At 57.7% G+C, this 18174-nt stretch carries 19 protein-coding genes; 15 read left to right on the top strand and 4 right to left on the bottom strand.

From position 1 onward, the window contains the following. Positions 1-7 precede the first annotated feature (7 nt). From pxpB (ACZ481_RS22535) to accC, 9 genes are all read left to right on the top strand, one after another. Entirely contained in the window at positions 8-769 is a 762-nt protein-coding gene (gene pxpB, locus ACZ481_RS22535; protein WP_464767578.1) for a 5-oxoprolinase subunit PxpB, read from the top strand. Beyond that, entirely contained in the window at positions 766-1704 is a 939-nt protein-coding gene (locus ACZ481_RS22530) for a 5-oxoprolinase subunit C family protein (protein WP_464767577.1), read from the top strand. The genes pxpB (ACZ481_RS22535) and ACZ481_RS22530 overlap by 4 nt, the downstream gene beginning before the upstream one ends. A gap of 194 nt (positions 1705-1898) precedes the next feature. After that, positions 1899-2666 (top strand): LamB/YcsF family protein, encoded by a 768-nt coding sequence (locus ACZ481_RS22525; protein ID WP_464767576.1) that lies wholly within the window; start codon positions 1899-1901, stop codon positions 2664-2666. A 37-nt stretch (positions 2667-2703) separates the two neighbouring features. Then, on the top strand, positions 2704-3417 hold the full coding sequence (pxpB, locus tag ACZ481_RS22520; RefSeq protein ID WP_464767575.1) for a 5-oxoprolinase subunit PxpB: 714 nt from the start codon (positions 2704-2706) through the stop codon (positions 3415-3417). Next, entirely contained in the window at positions 3414-4418 is a 1005-nt protein-coding gene (locus ACZ481_RS22515) for a 5-oxoprolinase subunit C family protein (RefSeq protein ID WP_464767574.1), read from the top strand. Before pxpB (ACZ481_RS22520) ends, ACZ481_RS22515 begins: the two co-directional genes overlap by 4 nt. Positions 4419-4432: 14 nt before the next feature. Further along, positions 4433-4897 (top strand): acetyl-CoA carboxylase biotin carboxyl carrier protein, encoded by a 465-nt coding sequence (gene accB, locus ACZ481_RS22510; RefSeq protein WP_464767573.1) that lies wholly within the window; start codon positions 4433-4435, stop codon positions 4895-4897. 43 nt (positions 4898-4940) lie between these two features. Continuing rightward, on the top strand, positions 4941-5654 hold the full coding sequence (locus ACZ481_RS22505) for a DUF969 domain-containing protein (RefSeq protein WP_464767572.1): 714 nt from the start codon (positions 4941-4943) through the stop codon (positions 5652-5654). Beyond that, entirely contained in the window at positions 5644-6597 is a 954-nt protein-coding gene (locus tag ACZ481_RS22500; RefSeq protein WP_464767571.1) for a DUF979 domain-containing protein, read from the top strand. Before ACZ481_RS22505 ends, ACZ481_RS22500 begins: the two co-directional genes overlap by 11 nt. Positions 6598-6609: 12 nt before the next feature. Further along, positions 6610-8010: an acetyl-CoA carboxylase biotin carboxylase subunit gene (gene accC / locus ACZ481_RS22495; protein ID WP_464767570.1), complete on the top strand. Its 1401-nt coding sequence runs from the start codon at positions 6610-6612 to the stop codon at positions 8008-8010. 169 nt (positions 8011-8179) lie between these two features. On the opposite strand, the gene ACZ481_RS22490 is transcribed toward accC, so the two are convergent. Continuing rightward, positions 8180-8383 (bottom strand): hypothetical protein, encoded by a 204-nt coding sequence (locus ACZ481_RS22490; RefSeq protein WP_464767569.1) that lies wholly within the window; start codon positions 8381-8383, stop codon positions 8180-8182. A gap of 175 nt (positions 8384-8558) precedes the next feature. On the opposite strand from ACZ481_RS22490, the gene ACZ481_RS22485 reads away from it, so the two are divergent. The 3 genes from ACZ481_RS22485 (at position 8559) to ACZ481_RS22475 (ending at position 11708) form a co-directional block, all read left to right on the top strand. Continuing rightward, positions 8559-9767, top strand: a complete 1209-nt coding sequence (locus ACZ481_RS22485) for an MFS transporter (protein ID WP_464767568.1) — start codon at positions 8559-8561, stop codon at positions 9765-9767. 234 nt (positions 9768-10001) lie between these two features. Further along, positions 10002-10913, top strand: coding sequence for a Na/Pi cotransporter family protein (locus ACZ481_RS22480; RefSeq protein ID WP_464767567.1), 912 nt, complete (start codon positions 10002-10004; stop codon positions 10911-10913). Positions 10914-11105: 192 nt separating this feature from the next. Continuing rightward, complete coding sequence (locus tag ACZ481_RS22475; protein WP_464767566.1) at positions 11106-11708, top strand: ECF transporter S component; 603 nt, start codon at positions 11106-11108, stop codon at positions 11706-11708. 78 nt (positions 11709-11786) lie between these two features. Here ACZ481_RS22475 and ACZ481_RS22470 read toward each other — a convergent pair whose 3' ends face one another. Further along, complete coding sequence (locus tag ACZ481_RS22470; RefSeq protein ID WP_464767565.1) at positions 11787-12242, bottom strand: hypothetical protein; 456 nt, start codon at positions 12240-12242, stop codon at positions 11787-11789. 157 nt (positions 12243-12399) lie between these two features. On the opposite strand from ACZ481_RS22470, the gene ACZ481_RS22465 reads away from it, so the two are divergent. From ACZ481_RS22465 to ACZ481_RS22455, 3 genes are all read left to right on the top strand, one after another. Beyond that, complete coding sequence (locus tag ACZ481_RS22465) at positions 12400-13794, top strand: FMN-binding glutamate synthase family protein (RefSeq protein WP_464767564.1); 1395 nt, start codon at positions 12400-12402, stop codon at positions 13792-13794. A gap of 107 nt (positions 13795-13901) precedes the next feature. Beyond that, entirely contained in the window at positions 13902-14954 is a 1053-nt protein-coding gene (locus ACZ481_RS22460; protein WP_464767563.1) for a type III polyketide synthase, read from the top strand. Next, the gene (locus tag ACZ481_RS22455) at positions 14948-15469 is read left to right on the top strand and encodes an isoprenylcysteine carboxyl methyltransferase family protein (RefSeq protein WP_464767562.1); all 522 of its coding nucleotides are present in this window, start codon (positions 14948-14950) and stop codon (positions 15467-15469) included. The genes ACZ481_RS22460 and ACZ481_RS22455 overlap by 7 nt, the downstream gene beginning before the upstream one ends. A gap of 30 nt (positions 15470-15499) precedes the next feature. Here ACZ481_RS22455 and ACZ481_RS22450 read toward each other — a convergent pair whose 3' ends face one another. After that, positions 15500-16729: an EAL domain-containing protein gene (locus tag ACZ481_RS22450; RefSeq protein WP_464767561.1), complete on the bottom strand. Its 1230-nt coding sequence runs from the start codon at positions 16727-16729 to the stop codon at positions 15500-15502. A 136-nt stretch (positions 16730-16865) separates the two neighbouring features. Continuing rightward, a complete protein-coding gene (locus tag ACZ481_RS22445) occupies positions 16866-18080 on the bottom strand; it encodes a diguanylate cyclase domain-containing protein (RefSeq protein ID WP_464767560.1) in 1215 nt (404 codons plus the stop codon). Between the last annotated feature and the right edge of the window lie 94 nt (positions 18081-18174).

Genomic DNA, 18174 nt, shown 5'->3' with positions numbered 1-18174 from the left:
GTGAGGCATGCAGGTGATGCCCCCGGCTGTCAAACTGCAAATGGCCGGCGAGTACGGGCTTGTTGTCGAGTTTGGCACCGTTATCTCGCCGGCAATCAACGCGCTGGTCCTGCAGCTTACCAGATTGCTGCTGGCTTTAGACCAGGCCGGTATCCGGGAGGTAGTGCCAACCTACCGTTCGGTCAGTATTTATTTTGACCCTTTACTGCTCAGCCGGCCGGTGCTGACCGGGCTGGTTGAGAATTTGCTGGCCCGGCTGAATCCTGTGGTCATGGCGAATTCACCGGCCCGTATTGTCAATGTGCCTGTCTGCTATGGCGGTGTGCTGGGGCCGGATCTGGATTTTGTCGCCAGGTATACCGGTTTGTCGGTCCGGGAAGTGATAACAGCCCATACGGCCCAGCCCTATCTGGTGTACATGCTGGGGTTTACGCCCGGCTTTCCTTATCTGGGCGGCCTGCCGGCCGAGCTGGAGGTGCCGCGGCAGGAAACCCCGCGCAACAAGGTGCCGGCCGGCTCTGTGGGCATCGGCGGCAATCAAACCGGTTTTTATCCGATTGAAAGCCCGGGCGAATGGTGGCTTATCGGCCGTACTCCCCTCAAGGCGTTTGCGCCGCAGCGGCCCGACCCGTTCCTTGTTGCCGCCGGCGACTATGTACAATTTACCAGCATTGGGATTGATGACTATTTTACCATCCGCCGGGATGTCGCCGCCGGCGTCTATCAGCTGGAAACCGATATTGCTGACAAAAGGTGTGAACAAACATGATTACCACGCTGTTGCCGGGCGATTTTACCACAATCCAGGATGGCGGCCGCTGGGGGTATCAGGCGTATGGCATGCCTGTCGCCGGGGCTATGGACAGCTATGCCTACCGGCTGGCCAATCTGCTGGCAGGAAACCCGGATCATGCTGCCGTTATTGAGATGACCCGCCGGGGGGCGGCGTTTAAATTTGATGAGGAGCAGTTTGTCGCCGTTTGCGGGGCCGATATGCAGGGCAAGCTTGACGGCAGGCCGGTTGCCAACTGGTCGTCCTTCGTCGTTCCCCGGCGGGGAGAACTCCGGTTTGCGGCGGCAGCCAGCGGTTTTCGCACTTATCTGGCGGTGCGCGGGGGCATTGATGTACCGCCGGTGCTCGGCAGCCGGTCAACCTATGTGCGGGCCGGAATCGGCGGCTATGAGGGCCGGCCTTTGCGCCAGGGCGATGTCTTGTATGTGGGGGCGGGCGCTGCCTGCCCGGCTGTCCCCCGGCGGGTGCCCGGACAATTTATCAGGCACTATGAGCCGGAGGTGACCCTGCGGGTGCTCCCGGGGCCGCAGGATACAATGTTTACCAGGACAGCGCTCGACACTTTTTATGCCAGTACCTTTGTGGTTGGCAGCCAGTCGGACCGGGCCGGCTATTCCCTGACAGGACCCAAGATTATACCGATCGGCAAGGAGGCCGATATTGTTTCCGATGCCGTAGGCCTGGGGGCTGTGCAGATACCGTCCAGCGGCAGGCCTTATATCGTTACCGCCGATCATCAGACTACCCGGGGCTTCGCCAAAATTGCCTATGTGATCCAGGTGGATTTAGCCAGACTGGCCCAGGCCCGGGCCGGTGACAAGATCCGGTTCGCCGCGGTGACCGAGCCTGAGGCTATTGCCGAGCTGCAAGCGGCGGAGCACCTTTTGCAGACAGTGGCCAGGCTCAGTTAACGGGCAGTTCAAGAAATTTGAACTGCCCTATTTAATTTTTCAATTTTACCTGCAAGGTTTACAGTGGTATGATAAAACACATAAAAATAATGAGACGTTGTAAGAAGCAAAGGCGCTTCAAACAGAACAATATTTGTTTGATGTGCCTTTTTTCTATGCCCGGCCAGCCGGACCAAAAAAAAGGAGTGGAAATAATGTACCGGATTGACTTGAATTGTGATTTGGGCGAAAGTTTTGGTGCCTATACGCTGGGAGCGGATGCGGAAATACTGCAGTATGTTACCTCGGCCAATATTGCCTGTGGCTTTCATGCCGGCGACCCGGGGGTAATGCACAACACCGTAAACCTGGCCCTGCGCCAGCAGGTGGCCCTTGGCGCTCATCCGGGGCTGCCTGATTTAATCGGTTTTGGCCGGCGCGAAATGGCGGTTTCGCCCCGGGAGGTGTTCGCTATGGTCGTTTATCAGATTGGGGCGCTGGACGGCTTTATCAAAGCCGCCGGCGGCCGGATGCAGCATGTTAAGCCCCACGGCGCCCTGTATAATATGGCCGCCAGACAGCCGCAGCTGGCTGAAGCCATCGCGGAAGCGGTATACAAGGTGAATCCGGAATTGATTCTGTTTGGTCTGGCCGGCAGTGAACTGGTCAAAGCCGGGGCCAAAGCCGGACTGAGAGCCGCCCAGGAGGTGTTTGCCGACCGGACCTACCAGGCCGACGGCTCACTGACGCCGCGCAGTCAGCCCGATGCCCTGATTACCGACCCGCAGCAGGCGGTCAGCCAGGTGATCGGCATGGTGCGCACCGGCCAGGTAACCAGCCGGGACGGAACCGGGGTGGCACTGCAGGCCGATACGGTCTGTATTCATGGCGATGGCGCCGCCGCGCTGGCTTTTGCCCGCCACATCAGGGAGACGCTTGCCGGCGCCGCCATTGAGGTTCAGCCGGCAGGGACCTTCCTCTAGCCGCTGGCCAATCAGTTTATTAACGGGGGGATGAATTTTGCAACAAACCATAGCTGCCTGCCGGACGTCTGTCAGTATCGTACCGTTTGGCGAAACGGCCGTTACGCTGGCCTTCGGCCAGGGGATTGATCCGGAACTGCACCGGCAGGTAAAGGCAGTAAGTCACTATCTTGACAATAATCCTTTTCCGGGGCTGGTGGAATATGTGGCAGCCTTTGCCAGTGTTACCGTCTTTTATGACCCGGTCCGGCTTGACGGCGATACGGTTGCCGCCCGCCTGCAGGCGATTGTGAGCAAGCTGGAGCAGGAACCGCCCGGCACGCCCCGGGTTGTTGAGATTCCTGTCTGTTACGGCGGCGAATTCGGCCCTGACCTGGAGTTTGTGGCCCAACACAACAGCCTCACGGCGGATGCGGTGATTGCGCTGCACAGCGGCGGCCAGTATCTCGTGTACATGCTGGGGTTTGCGCCCGGGTTTCCCTATCTGGGCGGCATGCCGGAACAGATTGCCGCCCCGCGCCGCGAGTCGCCCCGCCCGGCGATCCCGGCCGGATCTGTCGGCATTGCCGGCAGGCAGACCGGCGTGTATCCAATTACAACCCCGGGCGGCTGGCAGCTGATCGGCCGTACACCCTTAGACCTGTTTTGTCCCGCCGCCGATCCGCCCACCCTGCTCTGTGCCGGGGACATGATCCGGTTCCGGCCGATTAATCGGCAGGAATACCGGGACTTAAAGGGGGGAGGCCAATGAGCATTACCGTTCTGCGCCCCGGGCTGCTTACCACTGTGCAGGATTTGGGGCGCTACGGCTATCAACGCTATGGCGTCATCGCCAGCGGCGCCATGGATACCTGCTCGCTGCGGGTGGCTAATCTGCTAGTCGGCAACGCGGAAACCGAAGCGGGGCTGGAAATAACCCTGCTGGGGCCGGTCCTCCGGTTTGAAAACGATATGCTGGCGGCCATTACCGGCGGGGACTTGTCGCCGACAATCGGCGGCACGCCGGTGCCGCTGGGGCGGCCCGTATATATCAAAAAAGGCAGTGTATTAACCTTTGGCCGCAGCCGGTCAGGCTGCCGGGCTTATCTGGCCGTTGCCGGCGGGTATCAGATTGCCGCCGTAATGGGCAGCAAGAGCACCTACCTGCGGGCCGGCATCGGCGGCTATCAGGGCCGGGCCCTGCAGGCCGGCGATGTGCTGGCGGTTAACCCGCCGCCGGCTGCGCTCCAGCTCAGCCGGCAGCTGTCCGGCCGGGCAGCCCACGGGCCGGTGGCCTATCCGCCCTGGTATGCCGGCGGGGAACGGCCGGGGCCTGAGGCCGAGCCGGTGACGGTACGGGTGATGCCGGGCAGCCAGTTTGGGGAGTTTACGGAGGAGAGTCAGGCTAAATTCCGGGACAGCGTGTTCACCGTTACCCCCCAGTCGGACCGGATGGGCTACCGGTTAGCCGGTCCGGCGCTGCTGCTTACAGCCCCGCTGGAAATGGTATCGGAAGCGGTAGCCCTGGGGACTATCCAGGTGCCGCCGGACGGCATGCCGATTATATTGCTGGCCGACCGGCAAACAACCGGCGGTTATCCGAAAATCGGCCAGGTTGCCCAGGTCGATATTGCCAGGGTCGCCCAGATAAAACCGGGCGGCAAAATACGGTTTGCGGAAATTACTGTGCATGAGGCGGCCCGGCTGTACCGGGAACGGGAACAAGCCATCGCCGGCCTGCGGGCGGCGATTGGCCTGAAAATAAAAGCTTGATCAGGGGGAAAACAATGCTTACACTTGCTGAAATCATGGAGCTTATTAAAACGATCAACCAGTCGGCCATTACCCGCTTTGAACTGGAGCAGGAGGGGACCCGGCTGGCGATAGCCAAAGACGGCGGGCTTGCGCCTGTAACGACCACCACTGCTGCTGCCGGGCCTGCCGCCGCTCAGCCTGCCGCCGTCCGGCCGGAGGAGCGGCCCGAGCCAGCCGGCGGGGCCGGCGGCCATAAGATTACGGCGCCGCTGATTGGGACCTTTTACGCCGCGCCGGAGCCGGGAGCCCGGCCTTTTGTCGAACCCGGGCAGAAAGTCAGTGCCGATACGGTGGTTTGTGTCCTGGAGGTCATGAAGCTGTTTAATGAGGTTGAGGCCGGCGTCAAGGGGGAAATCCTGGAGGTGCTGGTCAAGGACGGCGAGCTGGTGGAATACGGACAGCCGCTATTTGTAATCAGAGAGGAGCAAAACAGCTAGTAGCGCTTGTAGCCGATAAAGAAAAAATGAAGGAGCGAGAGATATGACTCTTCTGGGGATTGTTGTCGTTATTATTGGGTTTGCCCTTAGGTTCAACCCGCTGCTGGTCGTCGTCGTCGCCGGTATTGTCACAGGCCTGGCCGGCGGGCTGTCGGTCGAACGGATTCTTACTATCTTTGGCGAAGCCTTTGTGAAAAACCGCTATCTGCCTTTATTCCTGCTTACGCTGCCGGTTATCGGCCTGCTGGAGCGCAATGGTTTAAAAGAGCAGGCCTTGTCGATAATCGGCAAAATCCAGGCTGCCACTACCGGACGCCTCCTGATTCTGTATCTGTTTATCCGGGAGGTGGCTGCTGCCGTCGGCCTTACGGCGTTAGGCGGCCATGCCCAGCTGGTGCGGCCGCTCATCGCCCCTATGGCCGAGGCGGCGGCGGAAAACAAATTCGGTCCGCTGCCGGAAAATACGCGGAACAAAATTAAAGCGTTTTCGGCCTCGGCCGACAATGTGGGTCTCTTTTTTGGCGAAGATATTTTTATTGCCTTTGGTGCGGTTTTATTGATGAAAGGTTTTTATGAGCAACACGGCATCTACCTGGAGCCTTTGCAAATAGCCCTGTGGGGAATTCCCACTGCTATTGCCGCTTTTATTATTCATGGCACCCGCCTGTTTCTGCTGGACCGCGCTATTCAGCGGGAGGTGCAGCAGTCGCTGGCCGGCAGCCCCTCGGCAAAGGAGTTGAACAATCATGTTAATTAGTCTTGAACACGTTTATTATGTACTCGGCGCACTGATTGCGGTAGTTGCCTTCCTGTCCTTCCGGGATAAGAATAATGCCAAGCGTTTGCTGACCGGGACCTTTTGGGGCTTGTATTCGCTGGTGTTTCTGTTCGGCAATAAAATCAGTCCCGTATATATGGGGATCCTGGTGATTGCGATGGCAGTGATTGCCGGGTTCGGGGGCGTCGGCACAGGCCGGCACGAGGAAGCAAGCCTTGAGCAGCGTACAGCCAAAGCCAGGAAATTGGGCAACTGGCTGCTCTTTCCGGCGCTGTTAATTCCGGCATTCACTATATTTGGCACCCTGGGGTTGCGGGATTTCAAGCTGGGCGGCCTGCAACTGCTGGAGAAAGCGAATCTTACCCTGGTCAGCCTGGGCATTGCCTGTGTGCTGGCGCTGGTGGCCGCCATGCTCCTCACCCGGGATAAGGGCCTGCAGCCGGTGCGGGAATCGCGCCGTCTGTTTGACGCTATCGGCTGGGCCGCGGTATTGCCGCAGATGCTGGCCACCCTGGGGGCCCTGTTTGCCGCCGCCGGAGTCGGGGAGGTGGTAGCCGGCCTGGTCAGTTCGGCTATTCCGGTCGATAATAAGTTTATGGTTGTCCTGGCTTATGGCGTGGGCATGGCCCTGTTTACCATGGTCATGGGGAATGCCTTTGCCGCCTTTCCGGTGATGGCAGCCGGCATTGGGCTGCCGCTGATTGTCCAGCTGCACGGCGGTAATGCGGCGATTGCGGCCTCCATTGGCATGCTGTCCGGTTATTGCGGCACCTTAATGACCCCCATGGCGGCCAATTTCAACATTGTGCCTGCCGCCCTGCTGGATTTGCCTGACAAGAACGGTGTAATCAAGGCCCAGGTGCCGACAGCCCTGATCCTGCTGACCGTCAACATATTCTTAATGTACTTCCTAGTCTTTTAAGGGAGGGGTGTCATGTTTAAAAAAATACTGATAGCCAACAGGGGCGAGATTGCCGTCCGGATTATCAGGGCCTGCCGGGAGCTGGGCATTGCCACGGTTGCTGTTTACTCGTCCGCAGACCGCCAGGCCCTGCATGTGCAGCAGGCCGATGAGGCCTACTGCATTGGCCCGGCCGAGGCCAAGGGCAGTTATCTGAATATCGCCGCCCTGCTGAGTGTCGCCGCCGCGGCCCGGGCTGACGCCATTCATCCCGGCTATGGTTTTCTGGCGGAAAATGCGGACTTTGCCGACCTCTGTGCGGCCGGCGGCCTGGTATTTATCGGCCCGGCCGCTGCCGCCATCCGGTCTATGGGGGATAAGGCGGTGGCCAGACAGACGATGCAGCAGGCCGGTGTGCCGGTCGTTCCCGGCACGGAAGGCGTGATTGCCGAGGTTGAGGCAGCCGTGACCGTAGCCGCGGCCATTGGCTACCCCGTTATTGTTAAGGCGACAGCCGGCGGCGGCGGTAAAGGCATGCGGGTAGCCGCCGACGAAGCGGCCTTGCGCAAGGCGGTCCGCCAGGCCCAGAAAGAAGCGGAACTGGCTTTTGGCAATGCCAATGTTTATCTGGAAAAGTTTCTGGAAGAGCCCCGGCACATCGAATTTCAGATTATGGCTGACCAATACGGCCGGGTAATCCAGCTGGGCGAACGGGATTGCTCGATTCAGCGCCGCCATCAGAAGCTGGTCGAAGAATCCCCGTCGCCGGCGCTTAGTCCGGCGCTCAGGCAGCAGATGGGGCAGGCGGCGGTAGCGGCCGCCCGGGCTGTTAACTATCAGGGGGCAGGCACGGTGGAATTTCTCCTTGATAAGCACGGCCGGTTTTATTTTATGGAGATGAATACCCGCATCCAGGTTGAGCATCCGGTCACTGAGCTGGTGACAGGTCTGGATTTAATCAAAGAGCAAATTGCCGTAGCCGCCGGCAAGCCCCTCTCCGTCACCCAGGCCGAGGTGCAAAGCCGCGGCTGGGCGCTGGAGTGCCGGATTAATGCCGAGAATCCCGCGAAAAATTTTCAGCCGTCACCGGGGGTTATTACCCAATACCTGCCGCCGGGCGGATTTGGCGTCCGGATTGACAGTGCCGCCTATCCCGGCTGGGAAATTACGCCCTATTATGATTCGATGATTGCCAAGGTCATTGTCTGGGGCCGGACCCGGCCGGAGGCTTTGGCGCGGATGCAGCGGGCCTTAGCCGAGTTTGTCATTGCGGGGATTGAGACAACCATCCCGTTTCATCAACAACTGCTGGCAGACGCTGTGTTTGTAAGCGGGGATTTTACTACCGGTTTTCTGGACAGCCGCCAGCACGCTGGCGCTGCCGGGCAAGAAACCCCTGCCGCCACGGGCGGCAGGCAGTCTCCCGCCTCTTAGGCGGGATGAATTGCCGGCCCTTGCTTTATTCTTGTTATGAAAATAATGCCATGATATAATTAGTCATATGCCTATGGCGGTGATACCCTGGAATTAGATAATAAAAGACGACCCCTTCCCGCCCGCCGGGATCAAGGGTCGTCTTCCGTTTCTGCTTCTGCCCCGGGCTTTAGCGGTCCCGGCCATAGGCTGTTTTCAACAGCAGCCTGTGAAAGGGTGAATGTAAAGTCAGCAACAGCAGGAGGGCAGCCTGGCAGCAGTACCAGGGCCGCAGGATAACCAGGCTTCTGCCGGCTAAGCCGCCTTGCGGGGCGCGCAGGCCGCGGCCGCAGGCCGCAGCCAGGAGAAAACTCCTGATAATGAAGCGGAGCATGGCATCACCTTCTTGTCTGCTCTCTAATTCGGCAATTGTATACTATGATTCGTTACCCGGCCGCAATATCCTGTTATACCGGCGATGGCAGATTCTGGGCGGTGTGTTGCGCCGGCGGGGGTGAGGCAATATTTACAAGCCCGGGCCGGGGATTTGATTTTGAGGAGTCTTACTATTGAATTGGCGCAGGAATCTTTGGACATTAGCCTTGGCAGTCTTGCTGTCAGGCTCAAGTTATACGATGGTTATTCCTTTTTTGCCCCTCTACCTGCTGGAGCTCGGGGTAAGCCCCGACCGGGTGAACCTGTGGGCCGGCTTTATATTTTCCGTGACCTTTTTCGTTGCCGCCGTCATGGCCCCCTACTGGGGGCGGTGCGCCGACCAAAGCGGCCGGCGGCGGATGATCCTGCGGGCCGGGTTCAGCCTGGCTGCGGTTTATCTGCTGGGGGCCTTTGTCAGAAATCCGGCCGACCTGCTTGCCGTCAGGGTCCTGCAGGGGGTGGCCAGTGGTTTTGTTCCCGCCTCAATGGCGATTGTGGCGGCCGGAACCCCGCCCGCCCAAATGGGCTTCAGCCTGGGGCTGATGCAAACCACCCTGCTGACTGGCGGAATCTTGGGGCCGGTCATCGGCGGCACCCTGACCCATCTGTTCGGGATGCGCCTATCCTTTGTGGCGGCAGCCGTTATCATTTTTCTGGGGACCCTGATGGTGGGGGCCCTGGTAGCCGAGCCGAAACACGGCCAGGTCCAGCCGGAAAGCAGTATCCGGGACGATCTGCGGGCTGCCTTCAGCAACCGGCGGCTGGTGGCTGTACTGCTGCTGCTGTTTGCGGTGCAGGCCGTGAGCATGATCCTGCAGCCGCTGATCACCCTGTATGTTATCCAATTGCAGGGGAATGCCGCGGGGGTTGTGTTTACCGCCGGCCTGGTCTACAGCCTGGCCGGGGTGGCCGGCGCCATCGCCGCCCCGCTGTGGGGACGGATGGGGCAGCGCGCCGGTTTCCTTAGAATCCTGACAGTCGCTTTTGCCGGAGCCGGCCTTTTTAATCTCAGCCAGTTTTTCGCCGGTAATATTTATCAGTTTGCCGGCCTGCAATTTTTTTATGGGTTATTTATCGTCGGCGTATTTCCGGCGATTAATACGATTGCCGTATCCTGCAGTGATGCCAATTCGCAGGGGCGGATCTTCGGCCTGACAACGACAGCCAATCAGCTGGGCAGCATGGTCGGGCCGCTGCTGGGCGGAGGCATCAGCTCCTGGCTGGGTATCAGACCGGTGTTTCTTGTCACCGGCGGCACGTTGCTGGTACTGAGCGGTATTGTGTTTTGGGCGGGGGGACTGGCCGGGAAAATGGCCCGCACCAGACAGCAGACCCGGTGTTAACAAAGTGCACTCGTTTCCGCAAAGCTGAAACTGCGGGGGTTCAGGGGAGAGTCAACTTCCACCTGAACTGGCGCCACCTATCGAGGCGGGAGTTTTAATTTGTCAGCCAGGATGAATAAGCACTTGCCAGGATGTCCGGGCAAGTGCTTATTCATTTGCGCCTGCTAACCAAACATATGACGGCGGCCGCCGTCATATGGTAGTAACAGGAATTTGGAACCGGAGGGTTTGGCGATGCTGAATATCTTGCTGGGGCTGGCCCTGCTGCTGGGCGGTATTTTTGTCATGCGTTACGGGCTGAAAAAGGCCTTATGGCACCGGCTGCAGGGGGTGCTGGGAAAGCTGACCAAGACACCGGGCCGGGGTCTGATGCTGGGGACGGTCACGGCCGCTTTATTCCAGAGCAGTACCACCGTATGCCTTATTACCATCGGGCTGGTGAGCGCCGACTATATGTCTTTCCGTCAGGCCCTGGGGATCATTCTCGGGGCCAATATCGGCACTTGTTCCACTGTGCAGCTGGTAAGCCTGTCGGTGCCCATAGAATATATCCTGCCGCTGTTGGCGCTGTCGCTCCTGTTGTGTGCCTCCGCCAAACAGCGCAACCTGGGACTGGCTCTCACCGGCCTGGTAAGTTTGTTTGCCGGGCTGGAGCTGCTGGTAACAGGCATTTCCGGTCTGGCTCAGCTGAGTGAAATGACCGAATATCTGGTTTTGGCTAATTCCCAGCCCCTGTATGGCATCTGGGGCGGCATTCTGGCGACCCTGATGTTTCAGTCCAGCAGCGCCGCCACCGTGCTGTTAATGCTGCTGGCCGATATGGGGCTTGTTGATATCCATACTGCCGCCTATGTGATCTATGGCAACAATATCGGCTCCTGCTTGTCTTCTGTTGTGTTTAGTGCCGCCGCCCCTGTTGCCGCCAGGCGGGTTGCCATGTCGCATATCCTCCTGAATGTGCTGGGCGTTATTATTTTTTACCCGCTGACCCATTGGCTTATCCGCGCTGCCGGCCTGTTGGCCGGTGACTTCAGCGGCCAGGTCGCTGTTATCCACACCCTGTTTAATATTATTTCCTCCCTTATGGTATTACCGGTATTCAATCAGTTCGCTAAATTAATCTGTTTGCTGATACCCAGGCGGTAGCAGCCGGCCGGCGAACAGGAATGCTTACAGCCGGAAAACTAGTTAAAAAAAACTATACAAAATTTATTTGAAGTGTGATAATATGTTAGGCGGAGCACCGAGATAGCTGGTATAGTATTAACCAGACTGGTGAAGCCCGGAGACTAAAAAAACGACTTATATCCTGCGGGAATAAGAACGGAGGTAGAGGAAATGGGAATGGGAAAATCAGAAGCGTTGCGGTCTACAGGCAGATTCGGGGTGCGGCAGATTGCCGTTGTCGGCATGTTGTCGGCAATATCAATTATCCTGGGGCTTTCGGGCTATGGGTTTATTCCGCTGCCGACAGCCAAGGCGACAATTATGCAGATCCCGGTTATTATCGGGGCCATATTGGAAGGGCCGGCTGTCGGGGCCATGATCGGGCTGCTGTTTGGGCTGTTCAGCATTGTCCAGAGTCTGATGGCGCCGAACATTCTGTCGTTTGCTTTTATTAATCCCCTGGTGTCCGTATTGCCCAGGGTGCTTATCGGTATTACCGCCTATTATGCGTATAAATGGACCCGGAACAAGCACGAAGGGGTGCGGATCGGGACAGGAGCCCTGGTCGGTTCGCTTACCAATACGTTTGGTGTGCTGACGATGATTTATGTTTTATATGCCGCTCAGTTTGCCGAGGTGAGGGGAATTGACCTGGCCACAACCGCCAAGGTCATTTACGGTATTGCCCTGATGAACGGAGTGCCGGAGGCGATTATTGCCACTGCGATTACGGTGCCGATTGTGACGGCGATTAAGAAACGGTACAAAAATTAACCCTGCCGGTTTACGGACAGGTTCAAGGGAATAAACAGCGCCCCCTATGCTGCGGCAGCATGGGGGGCGCTGTTGGTTTTACCGTACTGTTACCCACAGATCGATGGCTCTGCTGGTCTCATTGGTGTTGGGGATAATCTGAAGTTTGCCTTTGCCGGCTTTCTTGGCGACAAATACCACCTGGCCGGTGCCTGTGTCACCCTCCTGCTGCATGATATCGCCAAAGAAGTTTTCGCCGCTGGAGGTAAAGCGGGTATTTTTGGTAAGGCCGGGGGCCGGCGCCAGGATCAGCTTCTGGCCTACAGTCAGCTCCAGATTGTTGGCCGAGAGCTGAATCGGGCCGGTGTCGCCGTAATTATAAGTAACTTTCTGTTCCTGCGGAACCGGGTTGGCCGGGGACGGGGAAGCCGGCGGCGCCGACCCGTTCGGGTCAACGGGCGTCAGGTTGTTGTTGCAGCCGCCGGCCAGCAGCCCCGCCAGCACTACCAGGCAGACAACCGCGTGTATGAGTTTGATACGCGCTATAAGTGTCATAGCTACCTCCTGTTTGTAAAGGTTGGTTTCTATTAGTTATTATGAGAAATCCGGCGGTATTTATCCGGTTCGCTGGTGGCTAAACACAGTTTTTCCGGACCTTTACAAGTATAGCGGCAAATTGGGCAGACTATTAAACAAATATGGAGGTGGAGCTATGCTATTAAGTTGGATGATGATGAAAATGATGGACCCCATGGCTGATGAGGCGATGGCGAAAATGCTGACCGAAGATTATCCGGACAATCCCTTTTTAATGGTTACCGTAGCCGAGAAATTATCCCCGCGGGCCATTATGGAGGCGGCCATGCGGGCTGAGTCCGGCAAGGAACTGACCAGACCGCTGGGCAGCCCGGTGGTTCTGTCGCCCTGGGACAAAATACTGCTTAATCCCCGGCAGTTGTTTCAACTGCCTTATCCTGATTATACCCGGGTGGCTACCAAGACGGTCATTGGCCCTCAGGCTAAGCGTCCCCTGCAGCTGGCGATCCCGATTATGATTACCGGCATGTCCTATGGCGGTTCCCTGAGCCTGCCGATGAAAATAGCCCTGGCCCAAGGGGCGGCGATGGCAGGCACGTCAACCAACACCGGCGAATCGGCTGTTGTCGAAGAAGAGCGGGAAGCCGCCAGGTATCTGGTAGGCCAGTATCACCGGGGCGGCCAGTTAAGCGGCCGCCAGCAGCTGGGACAGCTGGATGCCATCGAGATCCAGCTGGGGCAGGGGGCCTGGGGCGGGGCTGTCGATGAGCCCATGCCGGCTGAGCAAATCGGCCGGCACCTGCGCAAAGCCTGGCAGCTGGAGGCCGGGCAAAGCCACACGGTCTATGCCAGGATGCCCGGCAAACAAACGCCGCAGGATTATATAACTATGGTGAATGCGATGAAAGAGCAGTATGAGGTGCCGGTAGGGGTAAAAATTGCCGGTACTGACTATATAGAATATGAACTGGCCGTCATTGCCCAAACCCAGGCCGACTATATCGTGGTGGATGGCGCCGAGGGGGGGACGGCATCGTCCAACCCGACCCTGCAGGACAATATCGGCCTGCCGACCTTCCATACCCTGGTGCGGACGGTGGACTGGCTGGCGGACAATCACCTGCGGGACCGCTTCAGCGTTATTGCCGCCGGCGGCCTGACAACGCCCGGGCATTTTCTGAAAGCCCTGGCTTTGGGGGCTGACGCCGTGTATATCGGCACCATTGCGCTGATGGCGGCGATGCAGGCGCAAGTGGTTAAAACCCTGCCCCAGGCGCCGCCTTCCCAGATGGCGCTGTACAGCGGCCGGATTACCGATAAGCTTGATGTGGACAAGGCCGCCAGGCATTTGGCTAATTTCCTCAACTCCTGTACTGTGGAAATGCAGTTGGCCGCGCAGGCTGTCGGCAAGCAGGCCTTATCAGACCTGGAACGCACCGACCTGGTGGCGGTGGAGCGGGAACTGGCCGAGTTTGCCGGTATCCGTTATGCCGCCAGCCACCGGCAGGTGGCGGGGGCGGCAATACAGCCGGGCGAGTATTATCAGCCGGAGGGGCTGCCCTTGCATTAAGCGGGGGACGTCAGCTTACAATTTTTACTAAATAAATTTTTCTGACAGGCATTTTTTATTCCTGCGGCAATAGCTTTATAGTAGTCGCTTTAAAGTCAGCAGGAGGGATGCGTGTGGAAATCGGGCAAGTATTAGCGGTGGGAACGGCAGTACCGGCTTATTGTCTGCGGCAGGAGGATATTAAAGGGTTTGTGGCCACCCTGTTCCGGGACAGTCTGCACAACCTTGACCGGCTGCTGCCGGTGTTTGAAAACAGTTTGATTGCGGTCAGGCATTTATCTCAGCCCCTCGAATGGTATGCACAGCCCCATACCTTCGCGGAAGCCAACCGGATATACGAGCAGACGGCGCTGGAACTGGCGGAACAGGCGGCAAGCCGGGCGATTGAGCGGGCCGGTGTGGGGCTAACGGATATCGGTATGGTTATTTTTGTCTCCTCCACCGGTATTGCGACGCCAACCCTGGATGCCAGGCTGATCCAAAATTTAGGCTTGCCGCCCGACACCTGCCGGCTGCCGGTCTGGGGGCTGGGGTGCGCCGGCGGTGTGACCGGCCTTGCCAGGGCCGCTCAGTTCTGTTATTCCCTGAAGGGCAAGGCCGTGTTGCTGGTGACGGTTGAATTATGCAGTTTAACCTTCCAGCGCGGCGATTATTCGAAGGCCAATCTTGTGGGGACAAGTCTTTTTGCCGATGGCGCCGCCGCCGCTGTCATTGCCCCCGGCGGCTACGGTCCGGCCATTATCGACAGCTGCAGCACCCTGTTTCCCGATACGGAGGATATTATGGGCTGGGATGTTGTCGAAGGCGGGCTGCAGGTACGTTTTTCGCGGGATATACCCAGTATTATCCGCCGGTATTTGCCGGAACTGGCAGCCGGCATGTGCGGCAGAAACGGGATTGCTGTCGCGGATGTGGTCCATTATGTCGTCCATCCCGGCGGCGCCAAGGTGCTGGGCGCTTATGCGGACAGCCTGGACCTGCCGCCTGATAAGCTGCGGGAGGCGTATGCTGTGCTGGCAGGCTACGGCAATATGTCAAGCGCATCGGTGCTGTTTGTCCTGGAACGGTTTATGGCCACCGCCCAGCCGGTTGACCGGTACGGGCTGATGCTGGCTTTGGGGCCGGGGTTCAGCGCTGAGCAGGTATTGTTCCGGTGGTAGCGGGGGCAATCGGGATCATGGCCGTGCTCATTGCCGGGCAGCGGCTGGGCGAACTGCTGCTGGCCCGCAGCAACCGCCGCCGGGCGCTGGCCAGTGGCGCGCAGGAATACGGAGCCGGCCATTACCGGTTATTTTTCCTTCTCCACAGCGGCTGGCTGGCCGGCTGGATTATAGAAGGGCAGGCGGCCGGGAGCGTATCTGCTGTTTGGCCGCTGTGGCTGAGCCTGTTTATTGCCGCCCAGCTACTCCGGTACTGGTGCATTCTTAGCCTGGGACGCTGCTGGAATACCCGGATTCTCGTCATTCCCGGCCAGCCCTATAAGCGGTGCGGCCCCTACCGTTATTTCCGGCATCCCAATTATCTGGCCGTAACGGCGGAGCTGGCGGCGGTGCCGCTGCTCTTTGACGCCGTCTGGACAGCGGCTGTGGCTACGCTGTGCAATGGGGCCCTGCTGTTGTTCATCCGTATTCCGGCCGAGGAAAGAGCCCTGCAGCACATGGAAAACCCCCGCTAGCTCCGGCCGGAAGCGGCGGGGGATTACTCCTTAGGGGGTAAAGTCGGCACAGAGGATATAGGCGGCACTGGTATTGTCCCGGAAGGCAATAGAATAGGTAATGCAAGGCCTGCCGTTGGCCAGGGAGCGGTAAGGCTCAGTCATATAGGCCTCCAGACCGGCCTGGATAAACAGGTAATAGTCTTTCAGGGACTGGTCTGTGCCCCGGGTATCGGCCTGAAAGATCGCGGAGGACGGCCCGGCGGCCGCTTCGGCCAGGCCGATGCTGTCGGTAATCTGCAGGCCACTGTGGTTGAGTATGTATACATACTGCAGCAGCGGAGTGGTGCGCACCGCCTGCCGCAGGACCGGTTCGAACTGCCCGGCGGAGCTTTGGCGCAGTTGACCGAGAACATCCTGCAACAGGGCATGATAATCATTTTTTTTGCAGCAATCGTGAGTGATGCGCCTGAGTTTCGCCTCCCGGAAACTGGCCGACACATGGGCCAGCTGTTGATTGAAGCACAGGGGGCGGACGACGTCTACCGGCTGGGGCCGGCAGAAATAGTATCCCTGCAGCAGATCGGCGCCGAATTCCAGGCTGGCCAGGGCTTCGGCCTCCGTTTCCACGCCCTCGGCAACCACCAGTGAGCCGGTTTTTCTGGCCATATAAACAAGGGCTTTAAACAGCTCCTGCTTATAATAATCGGTATCCAATTCGCTGACAAGCCAGCGGTCGATTTTTATGATATCAGGCCGGACGTGGAAAATCCGGTCCAGGTTGGAATAGCCGTTGCCCAGATCGTCGAGCGCAATCAGGAAGCCTAATTCTTTATGCTTGCCGACAAAACGCTTTAAGGCCCCGATATCACAAACCTTGGATTCAATAATTTCGATGACGATGGAAGAGGGCCGATAGCCGAGGCGCTGCACGCTGTTGCGCAGGCTGCCTGAACCGACGACGCCTTCATCGATAATGGCCGTATCAAAATTGATAAATAAGAGCGAGCGCTCATTGCGTGCCGACAGGGGCTGATAGTTTGCCAGCGCTTTCTCCCGGCATAGCCGGTCTAACGCCACCAGCTGACTCGCGGCTCCGGCCAAAGAAAACAGGGTGTGAGGGGCAATCAGTTCCCGCGTATCGGGGTGCAGGCCGCGGGTGAGAGCTTCATAACCGACAAGGCCATGCTGCTTGACGGAGACAATGGGCTGAAACCAGGTAGTGACAGACTGTTCTGCCAGGATTCTGGCTAAATCTAGTTGTCGGGCCGCATGATTCACTTCGTATCATCCTTTCGAATTGGACAAAAAAATCCCAACACACCAGGGTGTTAGGAGGTCAGCATTGACTTCTCACTTATGTGATGTCAGTATACGTTGCCGTTGCCGCTTTGTCAAGAACAGCCCGGAGCCGGCTTTATTTCAGCCTGTCATCATACAGCACGCAGGCATTTTTTTTGCTCTTGGCATGATACATTGCGATATCCGCTTTTTTGAGCAGGCCGTCCGCATCGCCGGCCTGCTCAGGGTAAAAGGACACACCGATGCTGGCCGTGGGCCGGAGCGTCACCCCCTGAATTTCTGCCGGCACGAACACCACGCTGCAGAGCTTGTCCAGGACCGGCACAATCCCGTCAGCGGTAATATTGCGGAAAAACAGGGCAAACTCATCGCCGCCGAAGCGGGCGCCGAAAGCGCTTTCCGGGTCCAGCAGGGACTTGATACGGGTACCGATAGTTGCCAGCAGTTCATCGCCCACCGCATGGCCGTAGCGGTCATTGACCTGTTTAAAGCCGTCAATATCAAAAAAAACGACTGAGCCGGCGCTGTTGTTCAGCCAGGCCGCGCTTAACTCTTTGTTCAGGGCGGACTGGAAGGCATACCTGTTGGCTAACCCTGTCAGATTATCCTCATAAGCCAGCTGCCGGATTCTCATGTTCTTTTCGGCCAGGAGGGCATTTTTTTCCGCCAGTGCCAGCACCTGTTTGCGCAGCTGTTTTTCGGTCAAAATGATTTTGCCGAAGGCAATACAGACAACAAACAGGAAGATGGCCACAGCGCCAAAGGAGAATATGAATACATTGTGCTTGGAGCTTTCGGCAATGGCCGCAACATTGGCCGTTTTTTGCGAGACATCATTTTGATGGAAATCAACAATCATTTTCATGCTGTCATTGACCCGCTCCAGATAAATGAGGCTTGTTGTCAATGCTTCCAGGGCAAGCAGGGGTTCCTTGTTTTGGTCGGCGGCCATGGTTTTGACAACCAGATTTTTATAATCGAGCCAGTTTTGCTGGACATAACTATACAGGATCATTTCTTCCGAATCTTTGTTAAAAGTGACCAGCTGCTCGGTTTCAATCTCGCCAATCTGTTCCAGCAGCTGCCTGGCAAAGTAAGCCTTTTTTTCCTCCGAGTCAGCCAGCATATATTTCCACAGCAGCAGGGGAACCTTGTTGATTTTGGTCTGAATATCAACAACCATGCGGGACTGCTTGATATGATGATTTTGCACGACGGCAATATTGTTTTCAATTGTTGATAATTCAGCAGTGAAAAAGCGCTGCGAGTAAAGAATGATGCTGATTACGCTGCAAAATAATAATAAAAGTATGAATTTGCTCGACTTCAAGCAATATAACCCTCCTTGCCCGGCTTGGGGAATTAAGCATTTTTTCGTGACCGCCTGACAATATCCCTGCCGGGAAACAGGCAGCAGCACATAT

Source organism: Sporomusa intestinalis (genome assembly GCF_055383785.1).
The sequence above is the reverse complement of the archived record's forward strand: the minus strand, read 5'-3'. Positions and strand labels throughout refer to the sequence as shown.